Source organism: Microbacterium sp. AK009, from assembly GCF_013410955.1.
Taxonomy (GTDB): Bacteria; Actinomycetota; Actinomycetes; order Actinomycetales; family Microbacteriaceae; genus Microbacterium.
Window position 1 is genome coordinate 240,359 of the sequence record NZ_JACCCG010000004.1, and the last position, 17,324, is coordinate 257,682.

Sequence of the window (17,324 nt, forward strand, 5' to 3'; positions counted from 1 at the left end):
TGTGACCCTGCCGCCCGCGGATAGCGTTTTCGACACCCCTCACGACGGGGACCTCAGCGAGGATCTCGCCCTCGCCCTGCATCTGGCCGATGTCGCCGACACGGTGTCGATGGCCCGTTTCGACGCCGCCGATCTCGACGTGCGAACGAAGGCGGATGCCAGTCACGTCACCGAAGCCGACCTTGCCACCGAGCAGGCGATCCGCGGGATCCTCGAGGCCGAGAGACCGGGAGACGACGTGTTCGGTGAGGAGTTCGGCTCCTCGGGAACCGGTGCACGACGCTGGGTCATCGACCCCATCGACGGCACCGCGAACTACCTCCGGGGCATTCCGATGTGGGCGACGCTCATCGCGCTGACAGTCGACGGCGTGCCACGCGTCGGGGTCGTCAGCCAGCCCGCGATCGCCCGACGCTGGTGGGCGGCGTGGGGTCTCGGCGCCTGGACGAATGCAGCCGACGGCAGCCCGCGGCGCCTCGCCGTGTCATCCGTCGACTCCCTCGCCGAGGCCAGCGTGAGCTTCCAGAGCATCGGCCAGTGGCGAGAGGCCGGCCAGCTGGCGGCCCTCGAACGGCTCACCGCAGCGGTCTGGCGCGATCGCGGCTACGGGGATGCCTGGCCGTACATGCTCCTGGCCGAGGGCCGCGTGGAGTTCGTCGCCGAGTTCGACGTGAAGGAGTACGACATCGCCGCGCTCGTGCCCATCATCCACGAAGCGGGCGGCCGGTTCACCGATTTCGCCGGCGCGGACACGCTCACGACCGGGTCATCACTGGCCACGAACGGCTCGCTCCATCAGACCTTCCTCGACCTGCTCCATTCCCCCACCCCGGAGACCGATCGATGACCTCTGCCCTTCGGCACCTGTCCGCCGGCGCGCTCGCCGTCGCGCTGTTCGCTCTGACCGCGTGCACCGCGGAGACCGCGGACGCCCAGCCGTCCCAGGCCCCGTCGCCGGTGGCCTCCTCGCCGACGGCCGAACCCTCGGCGCCGCCCACTGAGGAACCCGCGGTCGCCGCCGATCCCACGTGCGAGACGATCATCCCCGAGACCACGGTCGCCGATTACGACAGCGTCGGCTGGAGCGCCCAGGCCTCACCGTTCACCATCACCGGTGAGGAGATCCCGGGCGGCATCGAATGCGTCTGGGCGAACTTCGACGGGCCGGCCAGCGACCAGCTCCACATCTACGGCTGGGCTCCGATCGACGAGGCGGCGGCCGACCGGGCACGCGCCCGGCTCCAGGCGGAAGGGTGGACGGTCGAAACCGACGCGGAGGGCGTGTACGTCACCGAACCGGCGGAGACGGCCGTGGCCACCGACGAGAACGGATACGGCATCACGTACCTCTTCGAAACGGGGACGGTGAAGATCGCCGACACCAAGCAGAGCATCCTCCTCATCGAATGGGGATGAGCAGTCCGGGGCGGGTCTCCGCCGGCGCCGTGACCCAGTTCGCGGTTCTCGACGCGCTGCTGGCCGGCGTGTACGCATCGGGGATGCCGGTCGCGGAGGCGCTCGGGCACGGCGACTTCGGCATCGGATGCTGCGACCGCCTGGGAGGCGAGGTCGTCATCGTGGAGGGGATCGCCTACGCCTGCACGGTCGACGGGCCGCCTCACCGGATGGCCGGCACGGACATCCTCCCCTTCGCCGACGTCTGTGCCGAGCCGTCCGTGACTCCCGCACCGACGGGTCCCGCGGATCTCGTGACCCTCACGTCGCTCATCGAGGCCTCGACGGTCAGCCGCAATCTCTTCCATTCCGTCCGCGTCGACGGCGTCTTCCGAACCGTCCGCGTGCGGGCGACGCGGCGGGAGCACTTCCCACTCCGCCCCCTCGCGGAGGTCGCGGACGAGCAGGTCGAGACCGTGTTGACGGAGGTCGAGGGGACGCTCGTGGGCTTCTGGGCGCCGTCGATCTATCAGGGCATCGCCGTCGCCGGACTGCACGTGCACTTCCTCGCGGCCGATCGCCTCGCCGGAGGCCACGTCCTGGATCTCGAACTCCGCGAGGGTGCGCTCTCCGTCGGCGCGTTCGCCCGGTTCACCCTCGTCCTGCCCACCGACTCCGGCTTCCTCGCATCCGAACTCTCCCACGACGACGACCATCGGATCGTCGCCGTCGAGGGCGGCGCCCCGCGCTCATCCGGCCGTCACCGGTAGGGGTTGGCGGAGCCGGACTCGGCGCCCTCGTCCGAGGCGGTCGCCTGGCCCGCGGCGAAGCCGCGATCCCACGCGTCGCCGCGTTCCTCGAGATCGCGCGAGAGTGCGTCGAGCCTCAGCACCCGCTGCGCGAGGCGCACCCACTCCCCCCACGTCGCCTCGCACTGCTCGGTCTCTTCGCGCGTCATCGTCAAGCGCCAGCGCTCCGGCGCATCGGCCGGTGCGAGCTGCAGCGGGCCGACTCGGGTGGGCTCTCTGCGGGGATCGGGCACGGCATCCTCCTCGGCTGGGAACCCTTCGAGCATGCCGTACCGGCCGTCCCGATCGGCGGGTATGCGGCGCGCGTTCATCAGCTCTGCCAGGGATGTCTCGGGAAGGGCGATCCACCCCTCCCTGCGAGCCAGATGCGCAGCGCCCGGAGGGACGGGGGTTGTCGCGCCGATCGCGTGTGCACGGGCGTTCAGTCCTGCCACGACCGCGTCGAAGGCGTCGGCCGACCGCAGCATGTGGGACTCGACGGCAGCCGGGATGTGCAACCACGGCGCGGCATCGGTCAGCCCCGCCACAGCCTCGCCCCGGGCGGCGGCGTCGACCTTGTAGGCCGGGACGGCGATCCCCCACAGGCGCAGGGCGGCGGCCGGGTAGACCTCGACCAGCACGCCCGCCCCCGACCGGTCGACGCGGACGCCTGCCGCAGCGAATCGCGCAGTGAGCTCGGCGCAGCGCATCGCGGTCAGCCCGAGCCGATCTGTGGCGACGCTGAGCGGCCACCGCCCGGTGCGCTCGCGCACGATGCGATCGGTGTGCCGGTAGGCGAGCCGGCGTCGCCACTCCAGCCCCGAGTCTGGGCCGGAAGGCGGCGCGCCCCGCGCGTGCTGCCAGACGAAGTCGACGAAGTCGACCGGCCATCCCAGCGCGCAGTCGATGCCGACCGACGATGCCCCGCGGGCGGCCGCGACGATGTCCTGATCGTCGATCCCGACCACGAGTGCGGTCACCTCGGCGACCTCGTCACTCCAATCGATCACGGCCATCGCGGTGCCCTGGGGCGAGGCTGCCAGGTCCACTCCGACGGTCTGCATCCGCCCACGCTACCGACCGACTTCGCCCCTTCGCGCCGCGGGTGCCCCAAGCCGCGCTACGGTTTCCTCACACGCCCGGCTCGGCGATTCGGGAGGCAAGAGACGAATGGGTTTCGACCACGCCATCGTCATCGGCGCAGGCATCGGCGGGCTCCTCTCCGCTGCGGCGCTGTCTCGTCGGTACGACCGTGTCACCGTGATCGAGCGCGACAGACTCCCCGACGTGCCCCTCCATCGCCGGGGTGTTCCGCAGGACGAGCAGATGCACGCGATCCTCGCGATCGGGCAGGAGTCGTTCGAAGACCTCGTTCCCGGAGTGGCGGGCGAGTTCCTGCGCGCCGGCGCCGCCTGGTACGACTCCCCGCGTGGGATCGCCAGTCTCAGTTCGCAAGGGTGGGCCGCTCGCGGTCCGAGTGAGGCGTGGATCTACGGCATCCGCCGCGTGGTCCTCGAAGACGCGCTCCGCCGCAAGGTGTCTGAGATTCCCCAGGTGCGCATCGTGGAGGGTCAGGTCGTGGGCCTGCATCCGACCGGGAAGGGAGCGGTCGGGGGCATCGTCCTCAAGGGCATCGGCAGACCGCATCTCGAATCCGACATCGTCGTGGATGCATCCGGCCGCACGTCGCATGCGTCGGACTGGCTGGCGGAGCTCGGGTTCGTGCCGCCGTCCGAGCAGGAGATCGTCAACACGGTGAGCTATGCCACCGCCGTCGTCCGCCTGCCTGCGGGAACCCTTCGCGACGACATCCAGGGCTACCTCATCCCCCCCTTGCCCGATAGCCCGAATGGCGCCGTCCTCCTCCCCTGCGACAACGGCCTGCACCAGATCGTCGCCCTGTCGCAGTCCGACGGTGCGCCGCCGGCGACACGCGGGGACCTCATCGCCCATCTCGAGAGGGTGAGATCCCCCGTCGTCGCCGAAGCCGCCCGGCGGGCGGAGTTCCTGGGGGATCCCAAACCGTTCCGCATCCGCGGGTCGCGCCGGCGCCGGTTCGAGGACATGCCCGCGCATCCGGACGGGTTCGTGGCCATCGGCGATGCGGTCCTCGCCCTCAATCCCATCTACGGCCAGGGGATGTCGGTGGCTGCGGTCGAGGCGCGGACGATGCGCGACATCCTGCTCGGGACGACGGATGCCACAGGGCTCGCGGGTCGCATCCAGGAGTCTTTCCGCCCCACCCTGGATTTCGTCTTCGATTCGGTCGTCCGAAGCGACGGCGTCTTCCCGGGCGCCATGCTGCACGGTCTGGAGCAGCCAGCCCCTCCGAAATCCCGCGTGCTCGGCGCCCTGGCCACAGAGGACTGGAAGACGGCGGTGGCGCTGCGATACGCAGGCCACTACTTCAGCGCCGAGCCGCTGCAGGCGCCCGAGATCCGCAGCCGCGCCCGCGCGTGGGCTGCCAGCGGCCGGAAGCCCCGCAGATCCGATCCGCGGGAGATCCCCCGGGCCTTCGACGGCGCGCCGCTCCCGCGATAGCGTCGGAGCACGCGTCGTGGATCACGGACAGGAGGCGGCGATGGAGCACGTGGACACGATCGTGGTGGGGGCAGGGGTCGCCGGGCTCACCGCCGCGAGACTCCTGCAGGCCGCCGGCCAACGGGTCGTCGTTCTCGAGGCACGTGACCGCGTCGGGGGCCGGGTCCACACCGCGCGCCCCGGTGCGCGTGCGACCGACCTCGGAGCATCCTGGATCCACGGGACCACCGACTCCCCCGTCGCGGATGCCGCCCGGGCGTTCGGCATGCGGATGGTGGAGTTCACGGTGGGCAGCTTCCAGCCGGACGGGCGGCCGATCGCCTACTACGCCCCCGACGGGACCCGGTTGGCCGACGAAGCGGCAGCAGCATTCGCGGCGGATATCCGCACCGTGGATCAGCGACTTCTGGAAGTCATCGAGCGATCGGGGCCCGAGGATTCCTACCGCGACGTGACAGACCGTGCCATCGCCGATCAGGGGTGGGACCCCGAGCGCGCGCTCCGAGTGAGGGAGTTCGTCGAGCACCGGACGGAGGAGCAGTACGGAGCGTGGATCGACGACCTCGCCGCCCACGGCTTGGACGACGATCAGGTCGAGGGCGATGAGGTCGTGTTCCCCGACGGCTACGACCGCCTCCCCGCCCACCTCGCCGAAGGTCTCGACGTGCGGCTGGGTCACCTCGTGTCCCGGGTCACCTGGCACGCAGCGGGAGTGGACGTGACGAGCCGCGGTGGCACCGCGTCGGCGGCAGCGGCCGTGGTCACCGTGCCTGTCGGGGTGCTGCAGTCCGCCTCGTTCACGATCGACCCGCCCCTGCCACCCGCCGTCGCAGAGCCGCTCGCCCGACTGCGGATGAACGCGTTCGAGAAGGTGTTCCTGCGCTTCCCCGAGCGCTTCTGGGGCGAAGGTGTCTATGCGATACGGCAGCAGGGACCCGAGGGTCGCCGGTGGCACTCCTGGTACGACCTCACGCCGCTGCACGATGAGCCGACCCTTCTCACCTTCGCCGCGGGGCCGGCCGCACGGGAGATCCGCACCTGGAGTCGCGATCAGGTCATCGCGTCGGTCATGCAGCAGCTTCGGCGGCTCTTCCCCGGGGCACCCGACCCGATCGACGTCGACGTCACCGACTGGCAGGGCGACCCTTTCAGCCACGGGTCGTACGCATACATGACCGTGGGCTCCGTCACGAGCGACCATGACGACCTCGCCACCCCGGTCGGCGACGTGCTGCACCTCGCGGGGGAAGCGACCTGGACGGACGATCCCGCCACCGTCACCGCGGCGATGTGCTCCGGTCATCGTGCGGCCGAGCGCGTGCTCGGGAGACCCGTCGCCATCGAGAGCATCTGGAACGTCCAGATCTGACGGCAGCGCCGGCGGCGCGATCACGCAGACAGGGCGAACCGGGGAAGGTCCAGAATGCCGCGTCGTGCCTCCTGTACCGCGGCGCACACGGCTCCGAGCGAAACGATGTCGGCCCCGAGCGCGGAGGCGACGATCTCAGGCGCGGGGAGATCAAGCGTATCGGCCACCGCGCCTCGGGCCGCCTCGATGAGCGGCGCCGCGCCGTCGGCGACGGCGCCGGAGACGATCAGCAGCCGGGTGTCGAACAGACTCCCGAAGACACCCGCGATGACCGCGAGCGACCCGCCGATCTCGTCGGTGATCAGCCGGGCACCGGGATCACCGAGGGCCGCCGCGGCGAAGACGTCCCTCCCCTCGATGTCGGCAGGCGACATCCGGTGCAGGATGCTCGAGGCCGGAAGCGCACCCGTGGCCACCGCATCGCGCGCGAGCTCGACGGCCCGGTGCCCGAACCCCCACGCACTGTCGACGCCCCGGACATGATCGAACGCGACCATCTCGCCGGCGCCGCCGTGCGCGCCCGTGAGCAGTCGCCCGTCGACCCAGACGCCGGCGCCCAGGCGCTCCCCGGCGAGGAGGACCACGAAGTCATCGCATCCGCGCGCCGCCCCCAGCGTCCGCTCGGCGACCGAGGCCAATGACGCGTCGTTGGCGACCTTCACCATGGGAAACCACTCACGGAAGAGTCTCGCGAATCCGGGGTTCATCCGTGTCCAGAACTCGGACCGGTCGGTCGGAGACTCGCCCCGCGCGTCGACGGGCGCAGGGAGTCCCACGCCCATCGCCGCCACCTCGTCCCGGGCCACACCGGCGATCTCGAGTGCGCGATCGACGGCACGGACGGCCGCGCCGCGTCTGACCTCGGGCGCATCGTCGTCGGCGTCGACGACGAGATGCTCCACCGCACGGGTCGTCCCCCGGAGGTCCGACACCGTCACGGTCAGATGCCCACGCCCCGCGTCGAGTCCCACGACGAACGCGGCATCCTGACGGAAGGCGAACCGACGCGCGGGACGACCCTTGCGGTAGTCGCCGACGGCGCGTGCGTTGGGAAGCTCGACGATGAGCCCGCGGGCGACGAGCTCGTCGATCACGTCGATCGCCGTCGACCGCGTCACCGCGACGTTCTCCATCACGTCCGTGGCGGTGAAGACCTCCGCGTCCCAGGCGTATCCGATGACACCGAGCAGGCTCGCTCGCCGCGGCGGGAGGGGGACGACACCCGGGTATGACAAGGGGTTGACCTTTCTTGCGTTCCTTTGCATTATGGATGCCAGGAACTTGATTCGCGGCGTAAATTTAATGCCGCGAGCAAGTGAGTGACAACTCTGACGAAGGACGATGACGTGCCTCCTGGAAACCCTGCTCGTCGCGCTGCCGCGACGCTCTCCCTCCTCGCCCTCGCCGGCGCCCTGCTCGCCGGGTGCTCTGCCGACGGACGCGAGACCATCCGCTTCACGTTCAGCAAGAGGGAAGCCCTCGACTTCATGAACCAGCTGGTGTCGGACTACAACAGCTCCCAGGACCAGGTTCGGGTCGAGATGGACACCTCGGGTGTCGACGTGGTGTCCGCCAGCTTCGTCCGCGGCAACCCGCCCGACATCATGCTGGCCAACTACAACTACGAAGTCGCACGTTTCGTCGATCGATGCGCTCTCTCCGACCTCTCCGGCACGGAGGCGGCATCGACCATCCGAGACGACCTCGACGTGCTGATGGCGCAGTACGGTTCGTGCGAGGGTCGGACCAGCGCCCTGCCCTATTCGATCATGGCATCGTCGGTCATCTACAACCGTGCGATCTTCGAGGAGAACGGACTCGAGGTCCCACAGACATGGGATGAGCTCATCGCCGTCTGCGACGCGCTCGAAGCCGCCGGTGTCACGCCGTTCTACGCCACCTTCAAGGATGACTGGACGGTCGCCCAGGGCTGGTACGACTACGCCATCGGCGGCTCGATCGAGGTCGTCGACTTCTTCAATGAGCTCGCCGAGGAGGGCGCCGATGTCGGCGCTGCATCGACGGTGTCGTTCCAGGACCAGTTCGCCGAGCCTCTGGAGAAGATGGCCGAGCTCACGGCCTACACCAACGGCGATGCCGACTCTCGCGGCTACAACGACGGGAATCTGGCGTTCGCCTCCGGCGAGGCGGCGATGTACCTCCAGGGCCCGTGGGCGCTCGCCGAGATCGCCAAGACCGACCCTGATCTCGACCTCGGAACCTTCCCGCTGCCGATGACCGACGACCCCGCTGATCTGAAGGTCCGCGTGAACACCGACCTCGCCGCGATGATCCCCGAGGAGTCGCGCCACCAGGAGGCTGCTCGTGACTTCCTGGAATTCCTGTTCCAGCCGGAGAACATCGAGGCATACAACGAGTCCCAGTTGGGATTCGCTCCGACCGAGGGGTCACCGCCGCCGAGTGATCCGCGCGTGGAGGGGATGACCGCCTTCTACGAGGAGGGGCGGTTCTATCAGGGCCCGTCCGTCCTCGTCCCGAGAACCATCCCGGTCTTCAGCTACGCGCAGGCTCTGGCTCTCGGCGCCGACACCGAGGCGACGCTGCGGACGATGGACACCGACTGGGCCCGACTGGCCTTCCGCTCGCCGCTTCCCTCGAGCGAGACCGACGCGCAGGGCGAGGAGGCCACGCAATGACCGCCACCGAGACGATCGTCGCAGGATCGGCGGCGACCCGCCGCTCCCGGCGGCGAGTGGAACCCATCTACTATCTGTTCCTCCTCCCGAGCGTGGTGCTGTTCACCCTCGCGATCACGGTGCCGGGGATCGTCGGGATCTTCTTCAGCTTCACCGACTCCATCGGGATCGGCTCCTGGAACTTCATCGGCCTGACCAACTACATCGCCCTCTTCAGCGACCCCGCCATCCTGCAGAGCTACCTCTTCACCTTCGGGTTCGCCACGGCGACGGTCATCGTCGTCAACATCGTGGCGTTCCTGCTGGCGGTGGGGCTCACCTCCCGCATCCGGTTCCGCACCGGGCTGCGCACGATCTTCGTCATCCCGATGGTGATCTCGGGCATCATCATCGCCTACGTCTTCAACTTCCTGTTCTCCAACTCCGTGCCCTCGCTCGGACAGGCCACCGGGATCGGATGGCTGCAGGAGAGCCTGCTCGCCAATCCCGACCTCGCGTGGGTCGCGATCGTCATCGTGACCGCGTGGCAGGCGATCCCCGGCACGCTCCTCATCTACATCGCCGGGCTCCTGTCGGTTCCCGGTGACGTCTACGAAGCGGCCGACATCGACGGCGCCAACAAGCGCCAGCAGCTCCTTCGCATCACGGTGCCGCTGGTCGCAGGCTACGTCGTGATCAATGTGATCCTCGGATTCAAGAACTTCCTCAACGCGTACGACGTCATCGTGGGCCTCACCAACGGCGGGCCGGGAACGGCGACCCGCAGCATCGCGATGAGCATCATCTTCGGCTTCAACAGCGGCGACTACGCCTACCAGATGGCCAACGCGACCATCTTCTTCATCGTCGCCGTGCTCATCTCCGTCCTCCAACTCTCCCTCACCCGCGGAAGGAAGGTCTTCCGATGACCACGCAACCCGCCCTGTCCGCCGAGACCGCCGAGGGCGAGCTCATCGCCGATCGGGAGAATCGGAAGGCCCACTCCGCCGACGAAGGACCGAAGCCCAGATCCCGAGGCCGCGTCGGCCAGGAACGTGTCAACTGGTCGACGACGGTGATCCTCATCCTCTGCGCGGTCACCGTGCTGCTGCCGCTGTACGTCACCATTTCGATGTCGCTGAAGACCTCGGGACAGGCCGTCGACGGGAATGCCTTCTCGCTGCCCGCGCCCTTCAGCTTCGACGGCTTCGTCGAAGCCTGGACCCTCACCCGCTTCCCCGTGGGAGCAGCGGTGTCGCTCTTCGTCACCGCCGGAACGGTGATCCTCACCATCATCCTCGCCGCCTTCGCCTCGTACGCGATCGTGCGCAACTGGGACCGACGGCTGTTCCGGTACTCGTTCTTCTACCTGCTCGCGGCGATGTTCATTCCCTTCCCCGTGGTGGCTCTCCCGCAGATCCAGCTGACCGGACGCGTGGGCCTGGACAATCCCCTGGGCGTGGTTCTGCTGGCCACGATGTTCCAGCTGAGCTTCAGCGTTCTGCTGTTCACCGCGTTCCTGCGATCCATCCCCTACGAGCTGGAGGAGAGCGCCCGCATCGACGGCGCCAGCACCTGGCAGACATTCTGGAAGCTCATCTTCCCGCTTCTGGCACCGATGAGCGCCACCGTGGGCATCTTCGCTTTCCTCTACGCGTGGAATGACTTCATGATGCCCTCGCTGATCATCTCCGACCCGAACCTGCAGACCCTCCCGGTGCGGCAGAACCTCTTCCAGAACCAGTTCAGCAACAACTACAACGTCGCCTTCGCGTCGTATCTGATGGCCATGGCCCCGGCGATCATCGCCTATCTGTTCACCCAGCGCTGGGTCATGGCAGGCGTGACGCAGGGTGCGGTCAAGGGCTGACCCGCCCCCATCCGATCCGATCCGCTGAAAGGAAACCCCTCCTCGTGACATCCGCCGGCAGCCCCGCCGTCCAGACCGCCGACCCTCAGGAGCTCGAGCTGCCCGAGTGGTGGCGCCAGGCCGTCGTCTACCAGGTCTACCCCCGCAGCTTCGCCGACGCCGACGGCGACGGCATCGGCGATCTCCGCGGCATCCTCTCGCGGGTCGATCATCTGAGGGATCTCGGCGTCGACGCGGTCTGGTTGAGCCCGTTCTATCCGTCCGAACTCGCCGACGGCGGATACGACGTCGCCGACTACCGGGATGTCGACCCGCGGCTGGGAACCCTCGACGACTTCGACCGTCTCGTCGACGCGCTCCACGCCGTGGGCATCCGCATCGTCGTCGACATCGTCCCCAACCACACCTCCGACCAGCACGCCTGGTTCCAGGAGGCGCTCGCCGCGGGCCGGGGGTCGACGGCGAGAGATCGGTACATCTTCCGCGACGGCACAGGCCCGGACGGCTCCGAACCGCCGACCGACTGGGTCTCGGTCTTCGGAGGGCCGGCCTGGGAGCGCGTCGCAGACGGCCAGTGGTACTTCCACAACTTCGCCGTCGAGCAGCCCGACCTCAACTGGGACAACCCCGAGGTCCGCGCCGACTTCGTGCGCACTCTTCGCTTCTGGGCAGACCGGGGCGTCGACGGGTTTCGCATCGATGTCGCCCACATGCTGACGAAGGACCTCACCGAGCCACTGCCCTCTCGGACCGAGCTCGAGACTCTCCCGCGGGACGGCCAGCACCCTCTCATCGACCGTGATGACGTGCACGAGGTCTACGCCGAGTGGCGGGCGGTCTTCGACTCGTACGATCCACCTCGCACGGCCGTCGCCGAGGCCTGGGTCGATCCCGTGCGCATCCCGCTCTACGCCCGGGCGGAGAGTCTCGGCCAGGCCTTCAATTTCGACCTGCTGGAAGCCGATTTCGACGCGGGGCAGTTCAGCCGTATCGTCGGCTCGAATCTGCTGCTGGCGGCGGAATCGGGCTCGTCGACCACCTGGGTGCTGTCCAATCACGATGTCGTCCGCCACGCCACGCGCTACGGCCTCCCCGACGCCGAACGCGGCGAGGACGGTCGACCGGTGCGCAAGCACGGCAACGAGTGGCTGCTCTCCGGCGGCCGGACGCCCGTGCTCGACCGCGAGCGGGGGTTGCGCCGGGCGCGCGCCGCGATCCTCTTCGTGCTCGGCCTTCCCGGGTCCGCCTACATCTACCAGGGCGAGGAGCTGGGTCTGCACGAGGTCGCCGAGATCCCCGATTCCCGAAGGCAGGACCCCACGTTCTTCCGGAGCCCCGGCGAAGACGTCGGTCGGGACGGATGTCGCGTACCCCTTCCGTGGTCGGCCCACGAGCCGTCCTTCGGCTTCGGCGGCAGCTCTCCCCACCTCCCGCAGCCGGCGTGGTTCGCGCGGTCGGCTGCGTCGGAGCAGACGGATGACCCGGGCTCGACGCTCACCCTCTACCGCGACGCTCTCGCCGCGCGGCGACGCCTGCAGACCGCCGAGAGCCTGGAATGGGTCGAGACCGGGCGTGACGATGTGCTGCACTTCCGACGCCCCAACGGATGGACCGTCATCACGAACTTCGGCACCGAACCGTTCCCGCTGCCGAAGCACGTCACCCCTGTCCTGTCATCCGAGCCGATCGAGGACGGCCTGCTCCCGGGGGAGACCACGGTCTGGTTCGACGCGCTCTGACGGCGCGCGCGACTGTGACGCGTCCGGCGGGAAGCCCGGCGGGGCGGCGCCCGGCCGCACACGCCGCACCGTGATGCTCTCTCGCGGGATGAGGATGTGACGCGCGTCGTCGACGAGGATCGTGACCGGCTCTGACGACCCGCCGTGCGCCTGCGGGGCTGAGCTTCGAAGCGGACGGAGAGCGAGCCCGACGCGGTCGGAGAACACGCCGTCCCCCAAGCAAAAGGCCCGGGCCCCGCGGAGATCGCGGGGCCCGGGCCTTTCGTGTGACAGCGGCGCTGGTGGAGATGGGGGGAATCGAACCCCCGTCCATCGCTGGGATACTGCGTCTTCTCCGGGCGCAGTCTGTAAAGACGTTCTGCTCGGCCCCGACCTTTGTCACAGACACCTAAGTCGACAGGCCCAGCCTGGGAAGAGTCCCGCGTGACGTCCAGGCACCGTCACGCAGCAAGTCCCCTAGATGACGCCAGAATCCGTAGCGGGAACACCTACGGTCTGACGGAGTTCAGGCTCGCTTAGGCAGCGAGGGCGAACTCAGTGCGCTTAGGTTCGGCACTTGTTGGTTCGCAGAGATCGTTAACGAGATAACTCTGCATCCTCGGCCCGCTTCCCGCAGATTCACAGGCGATGTCGAAACCGATCATCCCCATGGATCCCTCGAGAGGGAGCCGCTGTCACACTGTGGAATTGCCATGCTCGACCGATGTTTCGCCGAGCACATCAGGATACAACGGATGCCGGCGTCTCGCCATTCCCCGATGGATGGCGACGCGCGGGGTGCCTCTCCCCCGCGCGCCGTCACCACGTCAGGCGAAGTCCAGCGCTCCGCGCACGATCGAGTCTCCGGAGTGGGTCGGATCGCCGTCGACCGGCTCGTCGGAGACATCCACGAGGACGAACTCACGCAGATCGATCGTGTCGGGCACGACGAACTCGCCGGTCTGGCCCTCGAGCATGCCGAGGCTGATGATCTCGGTGGCATCCTCGGTGATCAGCCACACTTCGCGATTGCTGTCCGGATCGACATCGGCGTCGAGGGTCACCTCGATGACCGTCTCGTCTCCGCGCTCCACGACCACCGCAGACCCCTCGGCGCCGGGGTGGTCGGGAAAGGCGGCGAGCTCAGCGGACGCCAACTCGACGACCGTCGCCTGGCGCGTCAGGGCCCATCCCCCTACAGCGACGCCCAGCACCGCCACGCTGGCGGCCAGCACGAAGAGTCCGCGGATGAGCCCGCTGCGCCGACGAGGCGGCACGGGCGCATCGCCGGAGGCGGCGGGTGATCGATCCACTCCCCCGTCGGCGGGGCTCGTCACATCGCCTTCGACCGCGGGATCGATCTCCGAGGCGGCTGACACGCCGGAGATGTCTCCCGGCGTGGTGAATCCGAGTTCCTCCGAGATACGTGACCACACGCGCTCGGGCGGGGCTTCGAGGTCTTCGAGCAGGACGGTGGAGCGACCGGCCACCACCGTGCGGGTCAGAGCGGACAGCTCCACCGCGCAGCGAGGACAGGTGCTGAGGTGATCCTGTTCGGCAGCGGTCGCCACCGGCTCTCCGATCGCAAGGAGCGTCAGGACTTCGGGATCGAGATGCGACTCAAGATGCGGCATGGCTCACCTCCAATCGGGATCGCAAACGGGTAAGGCTTCGGCGGATGTGACTCTTGACGGTGCCCAGTGGCATGTTCAGCCGGGAGGCGATCTGCTGGTGCGTCAGATCGTCGTAGAACGCCAGCTTGACGACCTCTCGGGCATCGGGTTCCAGGCGGCTGATCTCGTCGGCGAGAAGGATGGTATCGCCGATGTCGACCTCCGGGGCGTCACGACCCATGGGTTCGGCGTACCTCTCGAGCTCTCGTTGCAGAGCTCCGATCCGTGCGCGCGCCTCGTGGGTGTCGGCGATCCGGCGGCGGGCGATGGCGATCAACCACGTCGACACCCGCGCCTTGCCGGGGTCGAAACTCGCCCGGGAACCCCACGCCGAGACGAATGTCTTCTGCGTGACGTCTTCGGCGTCGCTGCGGTCTCCCAGCGAGCGGAGCGCCAGCGTGAACACCACCGGCGACCAGCGCCGGTAGATCTCCGCCAGCGCCCGCTCGTCCCCGTCTCGAAAGCGTTCACCGACCCCTTCGTCGGCCGCTCCCGGCGGCGAGACCGCCGAATTGTCGATACTCATGGTGGCGCTCACTCCTGTATGGGGGTGGCGAGGGCCACCACATTGTCCTGATAGCGCCCGATCGACGCGTCGAAAGGACCACCGCAGGTGATGAGGACAAGTGTGGGCGAACCGGACCGGGCGAACAAGTCATCGACAGGAAGGTCGGCTTTCCGGTAGTAGGTGACCGAATCCAGACGATAACGGGTGAGCGCGCCCGTATCATCGGTCACTTCGATGACCGTTCCCTGAGCCAGATCCCGGATGCGGCTGAAGGGGCCGATCCCGTACCCGGGCATGTCGACATGGGCCGAGACGACGGTGCGTCCCTCCGCCGACTGGGGTCCAGGACCGAAGCGATACCATCCGGCCACGGCGGGGTCTTCGGGAAGCTCCATCGCATCGTTGGCGTCCACCCCGACGGGGATCACGGGAACGTCGATCCCTGCGTCCGCCACCGATACTCGCACCGGCGCCGGGACGACGGCGGCCGGCGGCGGTGTGGCCGGGGCCACGGGGATCTCCACCGAGGGGGTCGGTGCCGGTGCGGAGATCTCCGGGGCGGGAAGCGAGGTGGCCGGCTGCGGCGCCGATTCGACCGGGGTGCCGCAGCCGGTGAGGGCGAGGACGAGCAGTGCCACCAGGGGTACCGCTCGCCTCGCCCTCATCGTCCTTCTATCCTCGCCGATCAGCGACCGCTGCGGGCGCGGACAACGACCAAGGTGCCACCGGCGACACCCAAGGCGACGAGGAGGCCGGCAGCGAGCCACGCACCCTGCACGAGCGTGTCCTGCGCGGCCAGCTGGCCACCGGCGCCCGACGGGACGCCGCCCGAGGGGCCACCGTGCAGGCCCTCGATGGTCTGCACGGCGAGAGCGAGGTTGCCGGCCTCAGCCGAGCCCCACGCGTAGACGATGGTCAGCGTGCCCTCGGCGACGTTGACGTCCGCCGGACCGATGACCGGGTCAGTGGTGCCCGCAAGGGCGACCGCAGCCGAGACCGTGCCCGCCGGGAGGTTCAGGGTGGCCTCGTTCGGGTTCGTCAGGTCCTCGACGACCGGGGAGCCGCCCGCGAGGATGTCGACGGCGGGTGCCGCGGCGACGTGACGGACCGTCAGACGGCCCTCGCCCGCAGCGGTCTGCGCGGTGTCGTTGACGAAGGCGTTGAGCGCGGGCTCGCCCGCCTCGTTCAGGTTGGCGGTGGCGGTGTAGTTCACACCGGCGTCCAGCGTCACCGAGGTCTGAAGGATGGGGGCGCTCGCGTCAGCGGCGTCCGTCGCCGTGAGCGCGATGTCGTAGCTGTCCGCCGGGAGTGCCAGCGGGCCGGCGAGGTCGCCGGGCTGGAAGTCGTCGAGGGTCAATTCGCCGTTGACGTAGACGTCGACGGGAGTGTCCGGGATGCCGTGCAGCACCGAAAGCTGAGCCTCGCCGCTCGTGCTTGCGTTCGCGGGAAGGGCAAGGCCCAGTGCCGCGACGACGCCGACCGTGAGGCCGGCAACCATGGTCTTGCGCATGAAGATCCTCCTGGGGTGAGTGGCAGTGAGGTTCACCGCCTTTCATGAAGTACTTCTCGGCGCCACCGCCGTTTGGATGCACCCGCATGAGATTTTTCCGAATCGGCGTCGTAGAGTCGCCCTCATGAGTGAGGTCGTCGTGACGGTGCATGGGGAACACGTGGCCCGGGTGGCCCCTGAGGAGGCCGTGGCCACTCTCGTGGTCCGCGCCGAAGGCGCGACCCGCGAGCGAGTGGTCGCAGACATCTCCGCGTGGAGCGCGCCGCTGCGCGACGAGCTCGAGGAGGCGCACACCGAAGGACGTGTCGCGCAGTGGTCCAGCGACAGCGTGTCGGTGTGGTCCGAGCGACCGTGGAACGCCGAGGGAAGGCGTCTGGCTCCCGTCCACCACGCGTCGGTGAACATGTCGGCGATCTTCACCGACTTCGACGCCCTGTCCGCGTGGGCGAGCGAGGTCATCGAGCGCGACGGTGTGCAGTTCACGGGAGTCGACTGGCGACTCTCCCCCCTGACACGAGCCGCTGTGGAACGCTCGGTGGCCGCCGAGGCGGTCACCGTCGCCGTCGAACGTGCGACGGCCTATGCCCGCGCGCTCGGGCTGTCGGATGTGACCGCCGTCGAGATCGCGGATGCCGGGATGCTGACTGACGATCGGGGGGCGCGCGGTGAATCGGCTCGACCGCTGATGGCCCGCGCCGCGTTCGCCGGTGACGCGGGCGGGGCCGATATCCGGCTCCAGCCCGCGGATGTCGTCGTCAGCGCGACCGTCGACGCGCGATTCGTCGCTCGGTGACGCTCACTCGCCGAGACGGTTGCGGGTTCGCATCGCCCGCTCCGCCTCGCGACGGTCCTGGCGCTCGCGGAGGGTCTGGCGCTTGTCGAATTCACGCTTGCCCTTGGCCACGGCGATCTCGACCTTGGCGCGTCCGTCGGAGAAGTACAGGCGCAGCGGAACCAGCGTGTACCCGCCCGCGGAGACGGCGTGGGAGAGCTTGACGATCTCGTCCTTGTGCAGGAGCAGCTTGCGCGTGCGCTTGGCCGCGTGATTGGTCCAGTGCCCCTGGGAGTATTCGGGGATGTGGACGGCGTCGAGGAAGGCCTCCCCGCCGTCTATGTAGGCGTAGCCGTCGGTCAGGTTCGCGCGTCCCTGACGCAGCGACTTCACCTCGGTGCCGGTGAGGACGAGTCCCGCCTCATAGGTCTTGTCGATGAGGTAGTCGTGGCGCGCGCGACGGTTCGTCGCGATGACCTTCTCACCGCGTTCGCGTGCCATGGCTGCATCCTCCTTCAGGCCGCGCGGCGGCATCCGGTCCTCC

The 17,324-nt window shown here is 68.9% G+C and carries 17 protein-coding genes and 1 other RNA gene; 10 read left to right on the plus strand and 8 right to left on the minus strand.

What is annotated here, in order from left to right; all coding sequences use genetic code 11:
* The first annotated feature begins 1 nt into the window (after window position 1).
* Genes HDC37_RS10235 through HDC37_RS10245 form a run of 3 tightly spaced genes read left to right on the plus strand, consistent with a single transcriptional unit; the run spans window position 2 to window position 2,165 of the window.
* Entirely contained in the window at window positions 2–847 is an 846-nt protein-coding gene (locus tag HDC37_RS10235) for an inositol monophosphatase family protein (RefSeq protein ID WP_179560299.1), read from the plus strand.
* On the plus strand, window positions 844–1,416 hold the full coding sequence (locus HDC37_RS10240) for a hypothetical protein (RefSeq protein WP_179560300.1): 573 nt from the start codon (window positions 844–846) through the stop codon (window positions 1,414–1,416). Before HDC37_RS10235 ends, HDC37_RS10240 begins: the two co-directional genes overlap by 4 nt.
* On the plus strand, window positions 1,413–2,165 hold the full coding sequence (locus HDC37_RS10245) for an acetolactate decarboxylase (protein ID WP_179560301.1): 753 nt from the start codon (window positions 1,413–1,415) through the stop codon (window positions 2,163–2,165). The genes HDC37_RS10240 and HDC37_RS10245 overlap by 4 nt, the downstream gene beginning before the upstream one ends.
* Here HDC37_RS10245 and HDC37_RS10250 read toward each other — a convergent pair.
* Window positions 2,156–3,247, minus strand: coding sequence for a DUF429 domain-containing protein (locus HDC37_RS10250; RefSeq protein WP_179560302.1), 1,092 nt, complete (start codon window positions 3,245–3,247; stop codon window positions 2,156–2,158). The genes HDC37_RS10245 and HDC37_RS10250 overlap by 10 nt on opposite strands.
* Window positions 3,248–3,353: 106 nt before the next feature.
* Here HDC37_RS10250 and HDC37_RS10255 point away from each other — a divergent pair, with 106 nt between their 5' ends.
* Both HDC37_RS10255 and HDC37_RS10260 read left to right on the plus strand, forming a co-directional pair.
* Entirely contained in the window at window positions 3,354–4,724 is a 1,371-nt protein-coding gene (locus HDC37_RS10255; protein ID WP_179560303.1) for an NAD(P)/FAD-dependent oxidoreductase, read from the plus strand.
* Window positions 4,725–4,764: 40 nt separating this feature from the next.
* A complete protein-coding gene (locus HDC37_RS10260) occupies window positions 4,765–6,093 on the plus strand; it encodes an NAD(P)/FAD-dependent oxidoreductase (protein ID WP_179560521.1) in 1,329 nt (442 codons plus the stop codon).
* A gap of 20 nt (window positions 6,094–6,113) precedes the next feature.
* Here the strand turns inward: HDC37_RS10260 and HDC37_RS10265 are convergent, their stop codons facing one another.
* Entirely contained in the window at window positions 6,114–7,328 is a 1,215-nt protein-coding gene (locus tag HDC37_RS10265; RefSeq protein ID WP_257021427.1) for an ROK family protein, read from the minus strand.
* Between the two features lie 111 nt (window positions 7,329–7,439).
* Between HDC37_RS10265 and HDC37_RS10270 the strand changes: the two genes are divergently transcribed.
* The 4 genes from HDC37_RS10270 to HDC37_RS10285 are packed head-to-tail and all read left to right on the plus strand — an operon-like array spanning window position 7,440 to window position 12,338.
* Entirely contained in the window at window positions 7,440–8,750 is a 1,311-nt protein-coding gene (locus HDC37_RS10270; protein WP_179560305.1) for an extracellular solute-binding protein, read from the plus strand.
* Window positions 8,747–9,658, plus strand: a complete 912-nt coding sequence (locus HDC37_RS10275) for a carbohydrate ABC transporter permease (RefSeq protein ID WP_179560306.1) — start codon at window positions 8,747–8,749, stop codon at window positions 9,656–9,658. Before HDC37_RS10270 ends, HDC37_RS10275 begins: the two co-directional genes overlap by 4 nt.
* Complete coding sequence (locus tag HDC37_RS10280; RefSeq protein ID WP_179560307.1) at window positions 9,655–10,599, plus strand: carbohydrate ABC transporter permease; 945 nt, start codon at window positions 9,655–9,657, stop codon at window positions 10,597–10,599. The genes HDC37_RS10275 and HDC37_RS10280 overlap by 4 nt, the downstream gene beginning before the upstream one ends.
* Window positions 10,600–10,643: 44 nt before the next feature.
* Window positions 10,644–12,338, plus strand: a complete 1,695-nt coding sequence (locus HDC37_RS10285; RefSeq protein WP_179560308.1) for a glycoside hydrolase family 13 protein — start codon at window positions 10,644–10,646, stop codon at window positions 12,336–12,338.
* 279 nt (window positions 12,339–12,617) lie between these two features.
* Here HDC37_RS10285 and ssrA read toward each other — a convergent pair.
* From ssrA to HDC37_RS10310, 5 genes are all read right to left on the minus strand, one after another.
* Window positions 12,618–12,986: a transfer-messenger RNA gene (gene ssrA / locus HDC37_RS10290) on the minus strand.
* 158 nt (window positions 12,987–13,144) lie between these two features.
* Window positions 13,145–13,951 (minus strand): anti-sigma factor, encoded by an 807-nt coding sequence (locus HDC37_RS10295; protein ID WP_179560309.1) that lies wholly within the window; start codon window positions 13,949–13,951, stop codon window positions 13,145–13,147.
* Complete coding sequence (locus tag HDC37_RS10300; protein ID WP_179560310.1) at window positions 13,938–14,516, minus strand: RNA polymerase sigma factor; 579 nt, start codon at window positions 14,514–14,516, stop codon at window positions 13,938–13,940. The genes HDC37_RS10295 and HDC37_RS10300 overlap by 14 nt, the downstream gene beginning before the upstream one ends.
* 8 nt (window positions 14,517–14,524) lie before the next feature.
* A complete protein-coding gene (locus tag HDC37_RS10305; RefSeq protein WP_179560311.1) occupies window positions 14,525–15,163 on the minus strand; it encodes a class F sortase in 639 nt (212 codons plus the stop codon).
* 20 nt (window positions 15,164–15,183) lie between these two features.
* Window positions 15,184–16,008, minus strand: coding sequence for a DUF4397 domain-containing protein (locus HDC37_RS10310; RefSeq protein WP_179560312.1), 825 nt, complete (start codon window positions 16,006–16,008; stop codon window positions 15,184–15,186).
* A 124-nt stretch (window positions 16,009–16,132) separates the two neighbouring features.
* Here HDC37_RS10310 and HDC37_RS10315 point away from each other — a divergent pair, with 124 nt between their 5' ends.
* Entirely contained in the window at window positions 16,133–16,801 is a 669-nt protein-coding gene (locus tag HDC37_RS10315) for an SIMPL domain-containing protein (protein WP_179560313.1), read from the plus strand.
* Between the two features lie 3 nt (window positions 16,802–16,804).
* Here the strand turns inward: HDC37_RS10315 and smpB are convergent, their stop codons facing one another.
* Window positions 16,805–17,281, minus strand: a complete 477-nt coding sequence (gene smpB / locus HDC37_RS10320) for an SsrA-binding protein SmpB (protein ID WP_179560314.1) — start codon at window positions 17,279–17,281, stop codon at window positions 16,805–16,807.
* Window positions 17,282–17,324 lie beyond the last annotated feature (43 nt).

Coding starts and splice junctions, on each gene's coding strand:
- HDC37_RS10245 (WP_179560301.1), top strand. CDS start 1,413: ATGAGCAGTCCGGGGCGGGTCTCCGCCGGCGCCGTGACCCAGTTCGCG.
- HDC37_RS10240 (WP_179560300.1), top strand. CDS start 844: ATGACCTCTGCCCTTCGGCACCTGTCCGCCGGCGCGCTCGCCGTCGCG.
- HDC37_RS10315 (WP_179560313.1), top strand. CDS start 16,133: ATGAGTGAGGTCGTCGTGACGGTGCATGGGGAACACGTGGCCCGGGTG.
- HDC37_RS10250 (WP_179560302.1), bottom strand. CDS start 3,247: ATGCAGACCGTCGGAGTGGACCTGGCAGCCTCGCCCCAGGGCACCGCG.
- HDC37_RS10310 (WP_179560312.1), bottom strand. CDS start 16,008: ATGCGCAAGACCATGGTTGCCGGCCTCACGGTCGGCGTCGTCGCGGCA.
- HDC37_RS10260 (WP_179560521.1), top strand. CDS start 4,765: ATGGAGCACGTGGACACGATCGTGGTGGGGGCAGGGGTCGCCGGGCTC.
- HDC37_RS10280 (WP_179560307.1), top strand. CDS start 9,655: ATGACCACGCAACCCGCCCTGTCCGCCGAGACCGCCGAGGGCGAGCTC.
- HDC37_RS10275 (WP_179560306.1), top strand. CDS start 8,747: ATGACCGCCACCGAGACGATCGTCGCAGGATCGGCGGCGACCCGCCGC.
- HDC37_RS10295 (WP_179560309.1), bottom strand. CDS start 13,951: ATGCCGCATCTTGAGTCGCATCTCGATCCCGAAGTCCTGACGCTCCTT.
- HDC37_RS10305 (WP_179560311.1), bottom strand. CDS start 15,163: ATGAGGGCGAGGCGAGCGGTACCCCTGGTGGCACTGCTCGTCCTCGCC.
- HDC37_RS10300 (WP_179560310.1), bottom strand. CDS start 14,516: ATGAGTATCGACAATTCGGCGGTCTCGCCGCCGGGAGCGGCCGACGAA.
- smpB (WP_179560314.1), bottom strand. CDS start 17,281: ATGGCACGCGAACGCGGTGAGAAGGTCATCGCGACGAACCGTCGCGCG.
- HDC37_RS10255 (WP_179560303.1), top strand. CDS start 3,354: ATGGGTTTCGACCACGCCATCGTCATCGGCGCAGGCATCGGCGGGCTC.